General features: G+C 46.5%; 15 protein-coding genes. 14 read left to right on the top strand and 1 reads right to left on the bottom strand.

Features of this window, described 5'->3' with window-relative positions; all coding sequences use genetic code 11:
- The first annotated feature begins 54 nt into the window (after positions 1-54).
- From hemE to A4U59_RS04055, 7 genes are all read left to right on the top strand, one after another.
- Positions 55-1,104, top strand: coding sequence for a uroporphyrinogen decarboxylase (hemE, locus tag A4U59_RS04085; RefSeq protein ID WP_070119939.1), 1,050 nt, complete (start codon positions 55-57; stop codon positions 1,102-1,104).
- 15 nt (positions 1,105-1,119) lie between these two features.
- Positions 1,120-2,076, top strand: a complete 957-nt coding sequence (gene hemH, locus A4U59_RS04080) for a ferrochelatase (RefSeq protein WP_070119937.1) — start codon at positions 1,120-1,122, stop codon at positions 2,074-2,076.
- The gene (gene hemY / locus A4U59_RS04075; RefSeq protein ID WP_070119935.1) at positions 2,063-3,481 is read left to right on the top strand and encodes a protoporphyrinogen oxidase; all 1,419 of its coding nucleotides are present in this window, start codon (positions 2,063-2,065) and stop codon (positions 3,479-3,481) included. The genes hemH and hemY overlap by 14 nt, the downstream gene beginning before the upstream one ends.
- A gap of 1,002 nt (positions 3,482-4,483) precedes the next feature.
- Positions 4,484-6,229: a carbon starvation CstA family protein gene (locus tag A4U59_RS04070; RefSeq protein WP_070119933.1), complete on the top strand. Its 1,746-nt coding sequence runs from the start codon at positions 4,484-4,486 to the stop codon at positions 6,227-6,229.
- A gap of 159 nt (positions 6,230-6,388) precedes the next feature.
- On the top strand, positions 6,389-6,706 hold the full coding sequence (locus tag A4U59_RS04065; RefSeq protein ID WP_157888132.1) for a hypothetical protein: 318 nt from the start codon (positions 6,389-6,391) through the stop codon (positions 6,704-6,706).
- The gene (locus A4U59_RS04060; protein ID WP_070119930.1) at positions 6,696-6,968 is read left to right on the top strand and encodes a cory-CC-star protein; all 273 of its coding nucleotides are present in this window, start codon (positions 6,696-6,698) and stop codon (positions 6,966-6,968) included. The genes A4U59_RS04065 and A4U59_RS04060 overlap by 11 nt, the downstream gene beginning before the upstream one ends.
- A 16-nt stretch (positions 6,969-6,984) precedes the next feature.
- Positions 6,985-7,950: an ArsA family ATPase gene (locus tag A4U59_RS04055; protein WP_070119928.1), complete on the top strand. Its 966-nt coding sequence runs from the start codon at positions 6,985-6,987 to the stop codon at positions 7,948-7,950.
- A 356-nt stretch (positions 7,951-8,306) separates the two neighbouring features.
- Here A4U59_RS04055 and yhfH read toward each other — a convergent pair whose 3' ends face one another.
- Positions 8,307-8,441 (bottom strand): protein YhfH, encoded by a 135-nt coding sequence (yhfH, locus tag A4U59_RS04050; RefSeq protein WP_070119926.1) that lies wholly within the window; start codon positions 8,439-8,441, stop codon positions 8,307-8,309.
- Between the two features lie 266 nt (positions 8,442-8,707).
- Between yhfH and A4U59_RS04045 the strand changes: the two genes are divergently transcribed.
- The 7 genes from A4U59_RS04045 (at position 8,708) to A4U59_RS04015 (ending at position 15,340) form a co-directional block, all read left to right on the top strand.
- A complete protein-coding gene (locus A4U59_RS04045) occupies positions 8,708-9,451 on the top strand; it encodes an MBL fold metallo-hydrolase (RefSeq protein WP_070119924.1) in 744 nt (247 codons plus the stop codon).
- 67 nt (positions 9,452-9,518) lie between these two features.
- A complete protein-coding gene (gene lplA, locus A4U59_RS04040) occupies positions 9,519-10,514 on the top strand; it encodes a lipoate--protein ligase (protein WP_070119922.1) in 996 nt (331 codons plus the stop codon).
- A gap of 253 nt (positions 10,515-10,767) precedes the next feature.
- On the top strand, positions 10,768-12,318 hold the full coding sequence (locus A4U59_RS04035; protein WP_070119920.1) for a fatty acid--CoA ligase family protein: 1,551 nt from the start codon (positions 10,768-10,770) through the stop codon (positions 12,316-12,318).
- A 315-nt stretch (positions 12,319-12,633) separates the two neighbouring features.
- Positions 12,634-13,401 (top strand): enoyl-CoA hydratase-related protein, encoded by a 768-nt coding sequence (locus A4U59_RS04030; protein WP_070119918.1) that lies wholly within the window; start codon positions 12,634-12,636, stop codon positions 13,399-13,401.
- Between the two features lie 13 nt (positions 13,402-13,414).
- The gene (locus tag A4U59_RS04025; RefSeq protein ID WP_070119972.1) at positions 13,415-14,134 is read left to right on the top strand and encodes an AzlC family ABC transporter permease; all 720 of its coding nucleotides are present in this window, start codon (positions 13,415-13,417) and stop codon (positions 14,132-14,134) included.
- Between the two features lie 14 nt (positions 14,135-14,148).
- A complete protein-coding gene (locus A4U59_RS04020) occupies positions 14,149-14,379 on the top strand; it encodes a hypothetical protein (RefSeq protein WP_070119917.1) in 231 nt (76 codons plus the stop codon).
- 412 nt (positions 14,380-14,791) lie between these two features.
- A complete protein-coding gene (locus tag A4U59_RS04015) occupies positions 14,792-15,340 on the top strand; it encodes a cysteine hydrolase family protein (protein WP_070119915.1) in 549 nt (182 codons plus the stop codon).
- Positions 15,341-15,482: the final 142 nt, after the last annotated feature.

Raw genomic sequence — 15,482 nt, 5'->3', positions numbered from 1 at the left:
TATATATCAAGATTCAGCTCGGACAGAGCCTACATAATAGAGAGGTGTGATGTCATGACGACCAAACCATTTAATGATGCGTTTTTAAAAGCATGCCGCGGAGAAGAAACAGACCATGTTCCGGTCTGGTATATGAGACAGGCAGGACGCTATCAGCCTGAATACCGCGAGATCAAGAAGAAATACTCCCTTTTTGAAATAACCCATCAGCCCGAGTTATGCGCTTATGTGACGAGGCTGCCGGTCGAACAGCATGGCGTTGATGCGGCTATCCTTTATAAAGATATTATGACTCCGCTGCCGGCCATCGGAATCGATGTTGAAATCAAGTCGGGAATCGGCCCGGTCATCAGCAATCCGATCTCCTCAAAGGCAGACGTTGAACGGCTCGGCACGATCAAGCCGGAGCAGGATGTGCCATACGTCCTGGATACGATCAAGCTGCTCCGTGAACAATTATCGGTTCCATTGATCAGCTTCAGCGGCGCCCCTTTTACACTGGCGAGCTACATGATTGAAGGCGGCCCTTCCAAAAACTATTACAAAACAAAAGCATTCATGTATACAGATCCTGAGGGATGGAACCTGTTGATGGAAAAACTGGGCGATATGGTCATCGATTATGTGAAGGCCCAAATCAAGGCGGGGGCACAGGCAATCCAGATTTTTGATTCATGGGTCGGTGCATTGAACCAGCAGGACTACCGCAAGTATGTAAAACCAGTAATGGAGCGGATCTTCTCCAGTTTAAGGGAAGAAGACGTTCCACTCATCATGTTTGGAGTCGGAGCAGGCCACCTTGCGATGGACTGGCATGACCTGCCGCTTGATGTTGTCGGCCTTGACTGGCGCCTGCCGATTTCAGAAGCCCGCTCCATGGGGATGACCAAAACATTGCAGGGCAACCTTGACCCGGCCTTGCTGCTGGCACCGTGGCCTGTTATTGAGGAAAAAGCGAAAGAAATCCTTGACGAAGGCATGAAAGATCCCGGTTACATTTTCAACCTCGGTCACGGCATCTTCCCGCAGGTGAAGGTTGAAACGTTGCAAAAACTGACCAAATTTGTACATGAGTATTCTGCTGATAAAAAAGCTTCCAAATAATCGGAGGTATGAATAATGGAAAAAGAAAAGATCGGCCTGTTGGTGATGGCCTATGGGACCCCATACAGCGAAGAGGATATTGAACGGTACTATACCCATATCCGCAGGGGACGGACGCCTTCCGATGAACAGCTGCAGGATTTGAAGGACCGCTATGCGGCAATCGGCGGGGTGTCCCCGCTTGCAAAAATAACAAAAGAACAGGCAAAGAAGCTGGAACAGGAACTGAACTCCAGATTTGAAGATAAGGAGTTTGAAGCTTATATCGGTTTGAAGCATATCGAACCGTTTATTGAAGATGCTGTAAAACAAATGAATGAAGACGGCATCAAGAAGGCGGTGAGCATTGTTCTTGCACCGCACTATTCAACTTTCAGCATCAAGTCTTATAATGGGCGGGCCCGGGAAACGGCAGAAGAGATCGGCGGCCCGGAAATTCTGTCGGTTGAAAGCTGGTATGAAGAACCGAAGTTCATCACATACTGGGCCGGCAGGCTGAGGGATGTATACAGCTCGATGCCTGAAGAAGATCGTGAAAAGGCTGTTCTGATTGTAAGCGCCCACAGCCTTCCGGAACGCATTCTCGCCGCCGGAGATCCATATCCGGAGCAGCTGAGGGAGACAGCCAAGCTGATTGCCGCCCAGGCTGGAATCAACGATTATGAGAACGGATGGCAAAGTGCCGGCAATACGCCTGAACGGTGGATAGGCCCGGATGTACAGGATCTTACCCGCGGCTTATATGAACAAAAAGGCTACAGGGCCTTCGTGTATGCGCCTGTCGGCTTTGTGGCCGATCACCTTGAAGTACTGTATGACAATGATTATGAGTGCAAAGTCGTAACCGACGAACTCGGAGCCTCCTATTACCGTCCGGAAATGCCAAATGCCAATCCGCTGTTTATCGAAGCTATGGCGGATGTCATCGTGAAAAAAATGGATAAAGAAGGCGACAAACATGAGCGATACTAGAACGAAAACGGTTATTATCGGCGGGGGGATCACGGGCCTTTCTGCCGCATACTATCTGCAAAAAGAAATCAAGGAAAAAGGTCTGCCCATTGATACAATGCTGGTCGAGGAGAGCCCTCGGCTGGGAGGGAAAGTTCAAACCTTCACAAAAGATGGATTCATCATAGAACGAGGCCCGGATTCCTACCTTGCCCGCAAAAAAAGCATGTCGCGGCTGGTGGAAGAAATGGGGATGCAAGACCGCCTTGTGAACAATTCCACCGGGAAATCCTATGTCCTCGTGGACGGCAAACTCCATTCCATGCCTGAAGGGTCATTTATGGGCATACCGACAAAAATTATGCCGTTCGCATTTTCCGGCATGTTTTCCTGGCCGGGAAAATTCCGCGCCGCCGGCGATTTTATCCTGCCGCGTTCCGAAGCGGAAGGAGACCAGTCGCTAGGCCAGTTTTTCAGGAGAAGATTCGGGGATGACGTTGTTGAGAATTTGATTGAACCGCTTTTATCCGGAATTTATGCAGGTGATCTTGACAACATGAGCCTGATGGCCACATTCCCTAATTTTTATAGACTTGAACAAGAATATCGCAGCCTCATTTTAGGAATTAAGAAAACAATGCCGGCGCCAAAAAACAAATCGGCAACCTCCGGGAAAAAAGGAATGTTTTTGACGGTGGATTCCGGACTGGAATCGCTGGTGGAAGCGGTTGAAGAAAAACTTGAAGAAGGAACGGTCCGAAAGAACACTAAAGTGACCCGGATTGTGAAAACAGATCAAGGGTATGAGCTGAAGCTCGATAACAGGGAGACCATTACAGCTGACAGTATCATTATTGCTGCACCACATCAGGCCGTACACGGAATGATGCCTGAATACAGCTTTTTCGAACCACTCAAAAATGTACCGTCAACTTCTGTGGCAACTGTCGCCATGGCGTTTCCTGCATCAGCTGTCAAGCAGGATATCGATGGGACTGGCTTTGTCGTTTCGCGCAACAGTGATTTCAGAATTACAGCGTGCACCTGGACACATAAAAAATGGCCGCATACGACTCCAAAGGACAAAGTGCTCCTGCGCTGCTACGTCGGCCGCCCGACAGATGAAAGCATCGTCGACCAATCGGACGAAGTAATTTCACAGACCGTCTTGAACGATTTGAATAAAATTATGGATATCACCGACGAACCGGAGTTTTCAATTGTAACCAGGTGGAAAGATGCGATGCCGCAATACACTGTAGGCCATCTGGAGAGACTTGGGCACATCAAAAATGAAATGGGTGAAAAGCTGCCGGGAATCTTCCTGGCCGGCGGTTCCTATGAAGGGGTCGGCTTGCCTGATTGCATCGATCAGGGAGAGGAAGCTGTCCGGAAAGTCATCAGCTTCTTTGATCCGGACAAATAATCGCTGTACAAATGATAAGATGAAACCGTTTTGCTGTATATGGCTGTTCTTTTAATGTATCCCTGCCGGATGTTTTTACCGGCAGGGATATTTTATCTTTGTATAAATTGTCAGCAAGGAACTGTCTCGGTCCAGCTGAAAATAATAGAAAAGTCCTGCTGCGTCTCAACCCTCACCTGAAGACTCGCAAATCGCGAGTTTTCTTTATAAAGTAAGAAAGCATAAGTTTTTCAAGTAATATTAGTGTCTAACCCCAGGCGCCAGCGGGTATCGCCATAAGCGGTGATTCCATCGGAAGGGAAAACCGCTTTCCTGCAGGAATCCCCGCTAATGCCCATGCGTTCCCGAAAAGGTCTTTGGAGAAGCAAAAAGGAAACGAATCGAGCCCATGTGCTCCCGAAAAGGCCTTCGGAGGACTAAAAAGGGAACGAATCGAGCTATGCGTTCCCGAAAAGGCCTTCGGAGGACTAAAAAGGGAACGAATTGAGCTATGCGTTCCCGAAAAGGCCTTCGGAGGAGCAAAAAGGGAACGAATCGAGCCTATGTGTTTCTGAAAAGGCCTTCGGTGCACGACGCTAAGCAGGCGTCTTGCGCTTTTTTTAATGTATGCGGGAGCGCTGTTCGAATCCGCGGGACAAATTGAATTAAATGTTTGAAAAATGAATAATTCGCGGGATCCTGAACAAAAATAGAACTGGCATATCCTGAAGCCTCTGTTTATACCTGCACGTACACATGCAACAATGCAAAAGACTTCTCCCGGTGGAAATCCGGGTTCCATCATTGTACAGGTGTTTGTTTCGTCAGGAATTGTAGGATTCCGAGCTTCTCATGCCGGGAGAACAGGGGAACTATGCCGGGTATTTCCGGATTGATTCAGAAGGGAAAAAAAAGCGATGAATTCCTTATTTTCCCTCTACTTAGAATTTTCAGTCCATTTTATTGACAACGGTTACAAGTTGCCATACGATTAGGTTGTAAATATAAAAAGGGGGGAGAAACATGAGCGGAATTTGGCTCGCCGTTATCGGGATGCTTGTATTTGCTCTGGGGTATCGCTATTATTCTAAATTTGTAGCAGAAAAAATTTACCGTCTTGATCCAAACTATGAAACACCTGCACACAAGTATCAGGACGGAGTGGACTTTGTCCCGACAAACAAATTCGTATTATGGGGGCACCATTTCACATCTGTAGCGGGTGCTGCGCCTATTGTCGGTCCGGCTATCGCTGTTTACTGGGGCTGGCTGCCGGCCTTTTTATGGGTCATTCTCGGCACTGTGTTTGCTGCGGGTGTCCATGACTTCGGGGCACTTGTACTATCGGTCAGAAACAAAGGACAATCGATTGGCACGATTGCCAACAAGCTTATTGGCAAGCGGGCAAAGATCTTATTTTTATTTATCATTTTGATTCTGGTGTTAATGGTAAATGCCGTGTTTGCATGGGTTATTTCAAAACTGTTCATCAGTTTCCCTGCAAGTGTCCTTTCAGTATTCATCCAGATTCCACTGGCGGTTTGGATTGGTTACGCGGTATATAAAAAGAAAGGGAACATGCTTCTTCCATCTATCGTGGCACTTGGTGTCATGTATCTTGCCGCAATCGTGGCCAGCCGTGTTCCGGCTCTGCAAATTGACCTTGTCAGATATTTTGGCGGGGAGGATAACATTGTGGCGTTTGGACTGGACGGCGTCTCAATGGCATTTTTTGTATGGATTGTCGTCCTGATGGTGTATGTATATATCGCCTCCACGCTGCCTGTATGGAAGCTCCTGCAGCCGCGTGACTATATCAACTCCCATCAGCTTGTTGTAGGTCTCGCTATTCTTTATCTGGGGCTTCTCTTTTCAAATCCGGAAGTTACAGCACCTATGACGAACCCGAACGCTGATGTGTCATGGTTCCCGCTCCTATTCATCACGATTGCATGCGGAGCGATTTCAGGATTCCACGGCCTGGTTTCATCCGGCACTTCTTCAAAACAGCTGGATCGTGAAACAGATGCACGCTTTGTCGGTTACCTTGGAGCAGTAGGGGAAGGTTCACTTGCTCTTGTAGCGATTATAGCTGTTGTCACATTCTTCGGAACAACTGCCGACTTCTCTGCTGTATACAGCAGTTTCACTGCGGCATCCGGAGGCGGTCTGGGTGCATTTGTACAGGGTGCGAGCCAGCTTGCCACAGGGATATTCATTCCGGCGGATATCGCTGCCACAATCGTATCCGTTATTGTCGTCAGTTTTGCGGCTACAACTCTTGATACATCTGTACGTCTCATGCGTTATATCATCGCTGAGCTGGGCAGTGAATATAAGGTTCAGGCTCTTACGAAAAAGCATGTGGCGACTTCGATTGCTGTCGTTTCAAGCGCGGCGCTTGTCCTGATTCCTGAAGGGCCAAACGGCTTTGGTTCAGGGGGATACTTGCTCTGGCCGCTGTTTGGAACATCAAATCAGCTGCTTGCCGGCATCACGCTGCTATTGCTTTCCATCTGGCTTAAGAAAAAGGGCAGAAATTATATGGTGACATTGCTTCCGATGGTATTCCTGCTCTTCATGACGCTCTGGGCTATGATTGACCAGGTTATCTTGAAATGGAATATCTTTACCGGGTCAGACCAAAACCTGCTTCTCTTCACATTCGGATCCATCATTCTTGTTTTCGCTTTCTGGATCCTTCTGGAAGCGGTAATGATATTCAGGAAAGCCTCTGCAGGAGATTCCATCGATCAGGATTCTGCATGATAACGAACAAGGACCAGCTGCCTGGTCCTTGTTTTCACTTTCAGAGAATTTTCCTGGCAAGGGGGGAGACATATGAATCAGGAAGTGATGATTATCCGGGTGCTTCCCGAAGTGGGAGGCGGCTGATGCGGCGGAGTTTCTGATGGCGGGTTCATCAGTATGAGTGAAACATTTACTCTCAATAGAAATGAACGGGGTGAAATAGGGGATTTATACCGACGGTTGAAAATGGAGTCAGGAGGCCGGATTGAAGTGTCGCTTCTCGATCCGCGCAATTTCCTGGCGATTACAGCATACTTTTTATCCCACTGGCGGAAAAAACATATCACAATCAGGCAGGCGATGGATTCGCTTCTGTTGAAACAAAAACGAGGTGCCGTATTTGCCGATGGCCGGTATATCGGGGAATGCAGCCGTCAAACAATCGAAAGGCTGGCAGAAACAATTTTACAAGGAGGGGTTATAAATGAGCAGTGATGACAATAAATTGACGCTGAAGAAATTGCTGAAATGGTATGATGAAGTAATCAGCCTCCCCCACCGCACTGAGATTGCCAGGGAGCTGAGGGATGAAGATGACCTCTTCATGCTCATGCTGTTTTCTGAAATGCTCGGCATTCCGAATCCGGTTTACTACTACACCCTGGAACTTTATCCGTATATGCTTGAAAAATTCCATGATTGGCATCTGAGGATGGGTATGGAAAAATCACCGCTTGAAGGAATCAGGTGCTGCTAAAAAGGAGGGGGTATATATGAAAAACTTATTTGAAAAACAAATTTTGTTCGTAGGCGGAAAAGGCGGTGTCGGTAAATCGACTTCTGCAGCCGCCCTTGCATATGCAGCAGCAGAACAAGGAAAAGACACACTGCTTGTTTCCACAGACCCCGCCCACAATGTCGGTGACATTTTTCATAAGAAAGTCGGCGGCAGCATAACGAAAATTAAAGAACGGCTATGGGCACTCGAAATTGACCCTGAACAGGAAGCCCGCATATATATCGACTCGGTGAAAGGCAATTTGAAAGGCATGGTCAAAGCAAGCATGATCGATGAAGTACACAGGCAAATTGATACGGCTGCTTCTTCCCCCGGCGCTGAGGAAGCAGCAATCTTCGATAAAATTGTTTCGATCATTCTTGACGAACGGAAAAACTTCGATTTAATCGTGTTCGATACTGCTCCGACTGGACATACAGTCCGGCTGCTGACCCTTCCGGAATTGATGGGCGTCTGGATTGAAGGAATGCTGGAACGCAGAAAAAAGATGAATGAAAACTATACACAATTACTGAATGACGGAGAGCCTGTTGAAGATCCGATATTTTCGGTTCTGCAGGAACGGCGCAAGAAATTTGCGGACGTCCGCGAAGTGTTGATGGACCATAAGTCTGCGGGTTTTATTTTTGTACTCATCCCCGAACGCCTCCCGATCCTGGAAACCGAAAAGGCCGTAAAACTGCTTGACCGCCATCATCTCCATGTTCATGACCTTATTGTCAATAAAGTGCTTCCGGACCATGCAGACGGAACATTTCTGCAAAAACGCCGTGAAATCGAAAAGGACTATTTAAAGACGCTGCGCGAGACCTTTTCAGAGCAGCATCTCTTTGAAATCCCTTTATTTGAAGAAGATATTAACAGTCAGGAAAAACTGGCTGAATTTGCCCGCCATTTGACGCTTTCAGAGAACAAAAAATCAGGAGATGCTGGGGGATGACAGGTAAAATGCCGGGTTCACATCCTGGACACCAACGTGGATCAAACTCAATCCGGATGATGCGTATATCAATAGGAAAAGCGGGTTACAGATGAGAATGCCTGCCGTTGTATTCAAATCACAGCTGGCGCTCATGCAGGTCCACCTGTCCCGCTGCCCCATACAAGCCTCGAACACCTGCGCCTATTGAGAATGAATATTTTAACAGTTTTTACGGAAAACCCTTTACTGAAAAACTAGCAAGTTCATAAACTCAAAAAAAGAGGGCAGCTGTATTAATACAGCTGCCCTTCAGATTGGGATGGGAATATAGGGTAAAAGAGAGTTGAACGTGTAAATGGCTTAACGGATCGTTTTTATTCGGCTGCTTTGCTTAAACAGTGATCACATTGATTCAGGTAAGATTCATGCTGTTCCTTGATTTCTGTCCCACAATTCACACACTGCTTTGGCGGCAAGTTCTTGAAAAATTCTGTACTTTTCATCATCATTGGTGTATCCCTCCAAGTGATTTGTTATTCACATTGTATTATAACAGTTAGTCCTAGTCAACACCTGTTTTATAACAAATTTTAAAAAATACAAAAATAGGCTATAGGTTGTATAAGGAAACTGCAAGCCAATACAGGTTTACAACCGTTTTCTACGGTGTTTCGTATCGTTTGTGAGAGGAATAAGATCCTGTACTATAATAAGAAAGTCGTATAGCAGAAAACACATTTCTCTTGATTGAAAAATTACTGATGAGGTGATTGCAATGAAAGTGACTGTAATTGGATTCTGGGGTGCATATCCAGGGGCTGGAGAAGCAACTTCTGGGTATCTTGTGGAGCATGACGGATTCAAACTCCTGGTCGACTGCGGCAGCGGTGTGCTTTCTTCACTGCAGCGATATATCGACGTTCAAGAACTCGATGCGGTCATACTGTCTCACTATCATCATGATCACATTGCTGATATCGGGCCACTCCAATACGCCATGCTCATAAAAAAAACACTCGGCATTACCGATAAAACATTGCCTATTTACGGACATACAGAAGACACGCAAGCTTTTGAAAAACTGACCCACCATGATAATACGCTTGGTATTGCATATGGTCCGGACAAACCGCTTTCACTCGGTCCGTTCACTATTACGTTTACAAAAACTTCACATCCTGTTCCGTGCTATGCAATGAGGTTCGAAGTGAACGGCGAAACGTTTGTCTATACTGCTGATTCAAGCTATCAGGAATCATTCTGTGATTTTGCAAAGGATGCTGATCTGCTGATCTCGGAATGCAGCTTTTATGCAGATCAAGATGGAGCAAAAGCCGGACATATGAACAGCCATGATGCGGCAACCGTTGCCGAAAAGGCAGGGGCCTCGCTGCTCTTGCTGTCCCATTTGCCGCATTTTGGTGAACATGAGCAGCTGCTTAAAGAAGCGAAAACGAAATACATGGGAAATGTACAGCTAGCCTCCACCGGATGGACATGGCTGGAGCAGGGTCAGTAATTTGTTTAAATAAAATTTTTTCAATACAATAAAGGAAGAGTAATAAAACGAGCAGGGGGTCAAGGTCATGCTGTTTATCGATAACAAGGGAATCACAGATCCACAGATCAATCTTGCAATTGAAGAATACGCCTTAAAAAATCTGGATATCAATGAAACGTACTTGCTGTTTTACATTAATGAGCCTTCGATTATTATCGGCAAAAACCAGAACACGGTAGAAGAAATCAACACGAATTATGTGGAAGACAATAACATCCGGGTTGTCCGCCGGTTATCAGGGGGCGGTGCTGTGTACCACGACACAGGCAATTTGAATTTCAGTTTCATCACCCGCGATGACGGGGAGAGCTTCCACAATTTCCAGAAGTTCACCGAACCTGTCATCAAGGCGCTGCACCGGATTGGCGTCGACGCTGAACTGAGCGGCCGCAACGATATCACCGCAAAGGGAAAGAAAATTTCCGGGAACGCCCAATTTTCCACAAAAGGCCGGATGTTCAGCCACGGAACGCTGCTTTTTGATTCGGAAATTGAAAATGTCGTGTCAGCCTTAAATGTGAAAATGGAGAAGATCGAGTCAAAGGGAATTAAGTCAATACGCAGCAGGGTGACAAACATCAGTGAATTGATGGATGAGAAGTTATCAATCGAAGCATTCAGGAGCTTGCTGCTCAGATATATTTTCGATACAGAATCAATAGAAGAAGTTCCGAAGTATGAACTGACAGATGGGGATTGGGAAAAAATCCACCAGCTATCAAGGGAACGCTATCAGAACTGGGACTGGAATTATGGGAAATCCCCAAAATTCAATATCCAGCATTCACACCGTTTTCCGGTAGGCCAGATCGATTTCCGGCTCGATGTCCACAAGGGTGTTATCGGCAACATTAAAATTTACGGCGACTTTTTTGGCGTAGGGGATGTCAGTGATATCGAAAACAGGCTGAACGGTGTCCGGTATGAACGGGCTTCAATAAATGAAGCGCTCAATGATGTGGATATCAAGCATTACTTCGGCAACGTGACAAAAGATGATATCGTCAACTTGATTTATTGATTGATTTCAATGCCCTTTTCCTTCTAGAGAGGAAAGGGGCATTGTTGTATTGATAAAACAATTTTAATGGGATAATTGAAGGATAATGCTATAAACATAGCTTGCTAGATGACAAAAAACATTTTTACAGAATAGCAGAATTCCCCATTTCCCCTTGCTCAAATCCCTGCTGTAAAATATAATGAATTTAGAATATTTTTTTATTTTAAAAATGAGTGATTATTCACTCATACGTTCAAAGGGGGAGAATAGTTTGAACATCAGCTATCAATTGGCAGAGACAGCAGCCCGGCATCCAGAAAAAGAGGCCTACATTTTCATGGACAGGTCTGCATCGTATGCTGAACTGAACGAGCAAGTGGAACGGTTTGCGGGCAACCTTGTGCAGCTTGGGATAAAAAAGGGGGACCATGTTGCGTTATTGCTTGGAAACAGTCCGCATTTTGTCATCGGCCTATACGGCGCAATCCGAGCGGGGGCAACCGTCATTCCGGTGAACCCGATTTATACGGCGGATGAGATTGGCTATATTTTAAATAATGGAGATGTCAAAGCCGTCATCACACTGGACAAACTCGTTCCGCTATTTGAAAAAATGGAGAGCCGCCTTCCGAAGGTGGAGCAAATAATCGTAGTCGATACGCTGAAAGAAGAAGAGAAAACAGTCGATCCAGCAGCCCTTTCTATCTATCCAAAATTGAAACCGTTTACAGATATGGTCCAGGAAAGAGCTGAAGCATTTGAAGCGCCGGAATTGGATGATGAGGACACTGCTGTCATTCTCTACACTTCTGGAACGACCGGCAAGCCGAAAGGGGCAATGCTTACCCAGAAGAACATATACAGCAATGCGAAAGATACTGCTGATTATCTGAAAATAACTGAATCAGATCGTGCCATCGCCACATTGCCGATGTTCCATGTCTTTTGCCTGACGGTTGCACTCAATGCGCCGCTTATGAACGGCGGCACTGTCATTATCGTCCCTCAGTTCAGTCCGGGTGAAATTTTCCGGATCAGCAAAACATTTAAGCCGACAATCTTTGCCGGGGTGCCGACAATGTACAATTATTTGTATCAGTATCCTGACGGCAAGACAGAAGACCTGGAAACGCTGCGCCTCTGCATTTCAGGCGGAAGCCCGCTGCCGGTCTCATTGCTGAAGGAATTCGAGAACAAATTCAATGTTGTCGTTTCAGAAGGGTACGGCCTGTCTGAAGCTTCGCCGGTAACAGCTTTCAATCCGCTTGACCGGTCAAGGAAAGCTGGTTCCATCGGCATGAATATAACCAACGTAGAGAATAAAGTCGTGAACGAAATGGGCGAAGAGGTGAAGCCTGGTGAAGTAGGCGAGCTAATCGTCAGGGGTCCTAACGTCATGAAAGGCTATTATAAAATGCCGGAGGACACTGCTGCCGCACTTAAGGATGGATGGCTGTATACAGGGGACCTCGCAAAAATGGATGAAGAAGGGTATTTTTACATTGTTGACCGGAAAAAAGATCTCGTCCTCGTCGGCGGCTATAACGTGTATCCGCGTGAGATCGAAGAAGTCCTCTATCAGCATCCGAATGTCGTGGAAGCAGCTGTTCTGGGCGTGCCGGATCCAAACCTCGGCGAAGCCGTGCGGGCGTTTGTCGTCACAGATGATGACAGCCTGACAGAACAGGACTTGTTTGATTACTGCGCCGAACACCTGGCGAAATACAAAGTGCCTTCTTCAATTGAATTCCTTGAGGAATTGCCGAAGAACACGACTGGTAAAATTTTGAGAAGAGCGTTGAAAGAGCAAGTTAATGTGTAATCAAACTATTTGAATTGTTCAGGGAGCCAGCACCGAAACGGAAGCAGGAAGAATCGTCTTTGTGCCCGGAGTCAGGTGAATGAAACCGGAATTTCAACAGACTAATCCTGCCGGTTCGCCACCGAAACCAGAAATAAGTCTAATCTGTAACGAATCTATTAAACAAACAGGGCGGGAGCTTATCCTGCCCTGTTTGTTTTTTTGTGGGCCTGCCGTGGCAGGGAGGGACGGTGCAGTCTGAAATTTCAGGCAGGAATCAAATGTCTGAAATCGAATATAGTTTTGGAGATAAACAATCACTTCAGGGGGGATCCGATGATTGATCTGAAAATCGAAAATCATGTCGCAACCGTCACACTTGACAGACCTGATGCATTAAATGCATTTTCTTATGAACAACTTTTAAATCTTGAGGGTATTGTGGAGCGCATCAAGCTTGAGCCTGAGGCAAGAGCGGTCATTTTTACAGGATCGGGCAAGGCTTTCAGTGTAGGCGCGGATTTGAAAGAACGCAAGACGCTTACAGAGCAGGAGGTCAAACGGAATGTCTCTAAAATCCGCCATGTTTTTTCACTCGTTGACCGGCTGCCGCAGCCGACAATCGCAGCCATTAACGGCTTTGCATTTGGGGGCGGAATGGAATTGGCGCTGTCATGTGACTTCCGTTTCTCGGCAAAAAATGCCAAAATGGGATTAACGGAAACAAGTCTGGCCATCATTCCGGGTGCTGGAGGTACACAGCGGCTTCCGCGGATTGTCGGTGAGACTCGTGCCCTTGAGCTGATTTTGACCGCTAGAAGGCTTTCTGCGGAAGAGGCCCGGGAGTATGGCATCGTCTCAAAAGTGGTTCCCGATGAAAGGCTGTTGGAAGAATCACGCCTGTTTGCAGAAGAAATGCTGAAAAACGGACCGATTGCACTTCAACAGGCCAAGTTTGCCATTAAAAATGGGCTGAATACCGATCTTGAAACAGGAATGCAAATTGAGGCAAAAGCGTACGAAGTTCTGATTCCTACTGAGGACAGGATTGAAGCGCTGAATGCTTTCAGTGAAAAAAGAACACCGGATTTCAAGGGGAAATGATCAGGAGGAACAAATGGAAACAACAGCAAAGATGGGAACACACGGGGACTTTTTAGCAGGGGCAAAGGCCGGCACGAGCATTGCACTCGGATATATGCCGATCGCCCTCACATTCGGTTTATTTGCAAAATCGACCGGCCTGTCATTATGGGAAACAACCGCAATGAGCATTTTTGTTTTTGCGGGAGCGGCCCAATATATATCCCTCAATTTGATCGCAGCAGGAACAGGGATGGCTGAAATCATACTGACAACATTCATCGTGAATATCCGTCACTTTTTAATGAGTGCCTCACTTGCCGAAAAGATGGAAGATGATCATCCGCTGAAAAAACTGTTTTATTCATTCGGCATAACCGATGAAACATTTTCAGTTGGTGCGATGTGGGAAGGGAAGCTGTCAAGCGCCAGCCTGTTCGGTATTATCGCTTCCTCCTACAGCAGCTGGGTGATATTTTCGGCAGCAGGCCATCTTGCCGGTGCCAGCCTTCCGCAGGTGCTGCAGGAAAGTATGGGAATCGCCCTTTACGCGATGTTCATCGGCTTGCTGGTGCCGCCGCTGAAAAAACATCGCAAAGTGCTCGTGCTTGCAGTGACGGCAGCTGTTTTCAGCATTGCTCTGCACCTTGTTCTGTCGACAGGCTGGGCAATTGTCGGCGCGACACTGGCATCAAGCATTCTTGTGGAGGTTTTTTATCCGCCAGAACTGAAGAATGATGAACTTGGAGAGTAAGAGGGGGGATACAAGTGAATCCAGCATGGATTGTTTATATGATTCTGGCACTTATCTTTTTTCCGCCGATCGCATTCGTGTTCATGCAAGTGATTAAAAAGCTAAAAGGTTCTTCGTCGTTTTATGGGGATGAAGTAAATAAGCGGAAGCCGTCGGGTTTCTCAAGAAATGACCCGCATCCGGATGAAGAAGCCCATATCACCAAACGCCAGGGAGATTCCTATTTCTCGGGAGGCAACCAGTAAGCGATTCACCGATTACGATACAGCTTGCAGAGAATACGTCGATCTCTGCAGGCTTTTTTAGTCGAGACTCTTTTCAAAATGATAAAACAATATTATCCGCTTATAACCGAATTGCTTGGAGTGCAAGGTGCGGACTTCTCTTAGATGTTCCGCATTTTGTTCGTGGTGCGATTCAAGAAAAATTCTCCCGTAAACAGGCTCTGGCCAGTTTAGGGGTGTGTTTTAAGAGGAATCCTCCCTGTAAATAAGTTCTGGCCCGATTAGAGGTGCGGAACCGATTTTATCCTCGGAAAACCGCCCCAGCAATGTGTGAAATCAATAAGATTATTTAACATAGCCAGAATAAAAAATCCAAGTAAAATACCGCACGAAAATATGCCATGATATTTAAGTGGGATTGGAGGGATCAAACATGGAAAAAGCGTTGATTGTAGTTGATTACACGTATGATTTTATTGCTGAAGACGGCAAGCTTACATGCGGGGATTCAGGGCGCGCGATTGAAAGTGAAATCGCCGGGCTTATCCGCGAATTCGAAAAAAAGGGTGAGCTCATTGTCTTTGCCAATGACATCCATTACGAAGGGGATAGCTACCATCCGGAAACGAACTTGTTTCCGCCGCACAACATCGCCGGCACAAGGGGCAGGGAGCTATATGGTAGTGTAAAAGACGTGTATGACGGCATCAAGAATGATGACCATGTGATTGCTTTCGATAAAACCAGGTACAGCGCTTTTGCGGGAACGGAACTTGATATAAAGCTGCGTGAACGCGGGATAAAAGAAATCCATCTTGCAGGCGTGTGCACAGATATCTGCGTGCTGCATACAGCTGTCGATGGCTATAATAAAGGATACAGCATGGCCATTTATGAAAAAGCGGTCGCAACCTTCAATGAGGCAGGACATAAATGGGCGCTTGACCACTTTGTAAACACGTTGGGAGCACGCGTCATCTGATTATAAGCCCTGATTTTCCCATAAGAATGACAAAAATCCGCAAAGAAGGGTATATAGGAAGTGTCAGGAAGATACGTGATTCGGAAAATTTTGGACGGATAGCTGTATAACGGCCGGCTACCCTGTCACATACTGCCAAATG

The sequence above is a fragment of the Bacillus marinisedimentorum genome, from assembly GCF_001644195.2.
Lineage (GTDB): Bacteria > Bacillota > Bacilli > Bacillales > Bacillaceae_O > Bacillus_BL > Bacillus_BL marinisedimentorum.
Note: the sequence above shows the minus strand (reverse complement) of the source record. Positions and strands in the feature narration are given on the sequence as shown.

Excerpts from the sequence above, each read along its gene's own strand:
- A4U59_RS04030 (WP_070119918.1), top strand. The coding sequence starts at position 12,634 with ATGATTGATCTGAAAATCGAAAATCATGTCGCAACCGTCACACTTGAC.
- A4U59_RS04025 (WP_070119972.1), top strand. The coding sequence starts at position 13,415 with ATGGAAACAACAGCAAAGATGGGAACACACGGGGACTTTTTAGCAGGG.
- lplA (WP_070119922.1), top strand. The coding sequence starts at position 9,519 with ATGCTGTTTATCGATAACAAGGGAATCACAGATCCACAGATCAATCTT.
- A4U59_RS04015 (WP_070119915.1), top strand. The coding sequence starts at position 14,792 with ATGGAAAAAGCGTTGATTGTAGTTGATTACACGTATGATTTTATTGCT.
- A4U59_RS04070 (WP_070119933.1), top strand. The coding sequence starts at position 4,484 with ATGAGCGGAATTTGGCTCGCCGTTATCGGGATGCTTGTATTTGCTCTG.
- hemY (WP_070119935.1), top strand. The coding sequence starts at position 2,063 with ATGAGCGATACTAGAACGAAAACGGTTATTATCGGCGGGGGGATCACG.
- yhfH (WP_070119926.1), bottom strand. The coding sequence starts at position 8,441 with ATGATGATGAAAAGTACAGAATTTTTCAAGAACTTGCCGCCAAAGCAG.
- hemE (WP_070119939.1), top strand. The coding sequence starts at position 55 with ATGACGACCAAACCATTTAATGATGCGTTTTTAAAAGCATGCCGCGGA.
- hemH (WP_070119937.1), top strand. The coding sequence starts at position 1,120 with ATGGAAAAAGAAAAGATCGGCCTGTTGGTGATGGCCTATGGGACCCCA.
- A4U59_RS04065 (WP_157888132.1), top strand. The coding sequence starts at position 6,389 with ATGAGTGAAACATTTACTCTCAATAGAAATGAACGGGGTGAAATAGGG.
- A4U59_RS04045 (WP_070119924.1), top strand. The coding sequence starts at position 8,708 with ATGAAAGTGACTGTAATTGGATTCTGGGGTGCATATCCAGGGGCTGGA.
- A4U59_RS04055 (WP_070119928.1), top strand. The coding sequence starts at position 6,985 with ATGAAAAACTTATTTGAAAAACAAATTTTGTTCGTAGGCGGAAAAGGC.
- A4U59_RS04060 (WP_070119930.1), top strand. The coding sequence starts at position 6,696 with ATGAGCAGTGATGACAATAAATTGACGCTGAAGAAATTGCTGAAATGG.